Source organism: Aequoribacter sp. (assembly GCF_965659035.1).
Classification (GTDB): Bacteria; Pseudomonadota; Gammaproteobacteria; order Pseudomonadales; family Halieaceae; genus Aequoribacter.
In genome coordinates this window covers 1-2,698 of sequence record NZ_CBFHWH010000140.1, presented here as the reverse complement: position 1 = coordinate 2,698, position 2,698 = coordinate 1, and the positions used below count along the sequence as shown (strand labels likewise).

The following is a 2,698-nucleotide window of genomic DNA, read 5'->3' as shown; positions in this document are numbered from 1 at the left end:
AGGATGTGAGTTTACGTGCTGATTGGGCCAATGTGATGCAAGCGGTCGAAGCGAGCTTTGGCGGTTTGGATATTCTGGTAAATAACGCGGGTGTTTTGTTCTTTGCGCCCTTTGAAGGTTACACCGACGCTCAAATCGAGATGTTGGTTCACGTGAACTTGCTGGGGGTTATTTACGGTTGCCAAGCCGCTTTGCCGCTACTCGAGAAGCGCGGGGGTAGCGTCATTAACATGAGTTCGTCCGACGGGCTCGAAGGTGCGAACGCGGTGTCGATTTACGGTGCTACAAAGTTTGCGGTGCGAGGTTTAACCAAATCGTTAGCGCTAGAGTGGGGCCCACGGGGTATACGCGTAAACTCTATCCATCCAGGCGGTATCGATACCCCCTTGTCTAACCCGCAGGGCAACAAGCGCGAGGATGTGAATAAAGCCTACGCGCGCTATCCCAGCCAGCGGGCCGGCGACCCATCTGACATTGCGGCCGCCGCGGCGTATTTAGCCTCTGATGACGCGTCGTACTGCATGGGTATGGAGCTGGTAGTCGACGGTGGTATGACTGCAGGGCACTACTACGCCGGATTGCCGGGGGCGCCTAAGGGGGCTTGAGACTAGGCGGGCCCAATAAACAGCGTAGGCACATCCTGCGTATGCGATTTAACGGTAAATACAGCGGTGCCAGGCTTACGACCTTTGCGTAGATCCGAGACGGCAACGCCCGAATTGATCAGTCGTGCGCGCGTTGCGTTAATATCTTCGACACGCCAGGTCAGTCCATAGAAGGTGTCGGGTGCGTTTTGCTCACCGCTACTTAACGGATGGAAAATCTCCACAATTAGATCGCCGCAGCGGTAAAAAATGAGGCGCGAATCCCACGTCGGGTTGCTCAAATCCATGCGGCAATCAAGGCCCAAGATTGAGCCATAGACAAATCCGGTGTGTTCGGGGCGGGCGGTTTTGATCACGACATGGTCCAGACCTGCAACGCCGCGCGGCAGATTTAGAGCCGCTTGCGAGGGTTGCTCTTCTGGTATCATGCTGAGCGATAGGCCGCGCGTGCGTTCAGGGTTTATTCGTACGGTACTATCTTCTAATGCCGCCGTCTCGATGTTATCTGTGGTTAATGAAAACTGTTTGATGCGCCGCTGAGCTTTTGTCCAGTCGCTACAGGCAAAGGCCATATGGTGCAGGCCGCTGGCATCGCGGCTCTGGTGCAAGCGCAGCCAGATGTTGCCTGTGTAGAGCCAGGCCTCGTTTTGATTGCTCGATGCACGAGCACTCACGGTGGTGTTGAACAAGGTCTGATAGTCGCCTATCGCACTGGTCAGGTCGGTTACTGCGATGCTGACGTGGTCTAAGTGATTAATAAGAGGGGTCATGGTTGTACCTGATGTTTGTTTGACACGAACCTTATCACAGGCTGGCAGTAAACCCAGTCAGCAATCATCGATCCCGTTTAAATGAAACCATTTGGCCCCTCAATAAAAAAGCCGCGGCAGGGGGCCGCGGCCAAAAGTAACCGCATAGCCGGGGGAGCTTGCGGTTGTGGTAAACACGGTGTGTGTCTTACGTATCACACCGTATTTGCGGAGTTACAGTCGAATGCGTACGCCCATTTCGACGCTGCGACCCGGTGCCACATAAATGCCTTGGCGAAGACCTGTTATGGCACGCTCATCCATGACGTTTTTAACCGATCCAAACACCGTCAAGTTGCTGCTGAATTCGTACTGGGCCACTGCATCCGTAATGGTGTACGCGTCTAAGCGACCGCCCCAAATTCCACCGGCTGCGCCCGTTGGCAAAGCGACTTGGTTGCTGGGGTCGCCGTACTGCTCGCCGCGGTGGTGCACTAATACACCGCCACTGAAGTCACCGCGCTGGTAGTTAAGTGCTAAGTTGGCCAATACTTTTGGGGCGTAGGGCAGACGGTTGCCTTCGTAGCCGCCGGTTTTAAAATCGGATTCGGGTACCCAGGTCGCGTTGGCATCAATACTAAAGCCGTTGCCAAACACCAAACCTACACTAAACTCCATGCCTGCGTGCGTGGTTTCGCCCGCATTACTTTGCGACAAATTAGGGTCTGAGTTGCCCGTGACAACTTGGTTGTCAAAGTCCATGTAAAAGGCGGCAACTTCGTAGTTGAATGCGCCCTGCAAGCCACGCAAACCCAGCTCGAAGTTAGTCGAGCGCTCGCCGTCAAGCTCCTGATCTTGCAGACCGTCTAGCGCCACGCCATTCGCCGCAGGCGAGAAAGCGCGATACACACCGCCAAACACTTGGGCACTGTCGGTGATCTCATACGTTGCGCCAAGACCCGGCAACCACTCGGTGTTGCTGGTTGTTGCTGAAGCATTGTTGTCGCTCAGAATTACGCGGGTTTGCTCGTAGGACTCGACGCGCAAGCCCGGCGTCAACGCTAGACGGTCGTTGATTTCGAAGCGGTTTTGTACGTACGCTGCGACGTCTTCGGCGCTGTCGATACGATGACGGTCGTTTATACCGGTTCTATCGGCTGCGCGAGTGGCGCGGATGCGGGTGTCGTTCGACTCCTCTTCCATATAACGCAGGCCAAACTCCGCTTCGCCCTCAACGCCAAACCAGGTGTTGGTCAGCTGAAGGCGCGATTCAAAGCCAACGCGCTCGAACGAGCGGTTATTGCCCGTTAACGCATCGGTGTACACCCAGCGATCTGCGGCGGT

General features: G+C 55.4%; 3 protein-coding genes. 1 reads left to right on the top strand and 2 read right to left on the bottom strand.

Annotation, left to right across the window (positions count from 1 at the left end):
* A partial coding sequence (locus ACTF5Z_RS11765; RefSeq protein WP_438985803.1) for an SDR family NAD(P)-dependent oxidoreductase occupies positions 1 to 605 on the top strand: 605 nt, incomplete at its 5' end.
* Positions 606 to 607: 2 nt separating this feature from the next.
* Here the strand turns inward: ACTF5Z_RS11765 and ACTF5Z_RS11760 are convergent.
* Both ACTF5Z_RS11760 and ACTF5Z_RS11755 read right to left on the bottom strand, forming a co-directional pair.
* Positions 608 to 1,375: a VOC family protein gene (locus tag ACTF5Z_RS11760; RefSeq protein ID WP_438985802.1), complete on the bottom strand. Its 768-nt coding sequence runs from the start codon at positions 1,373 to 1,375 to the stop codon at positions 608 to 610.
* A 213-nt stretch (positions 1,376 to 1,588) separates the two neighbouring features.
* Positions 1,589 to 2,698: TonB-dependent receptor family protein (locus ACTF5Z_RS11755; protein WP_438985801.1), on the bottom strand; the 1,110-nt coding region annotated here is incomplete at its 5' end.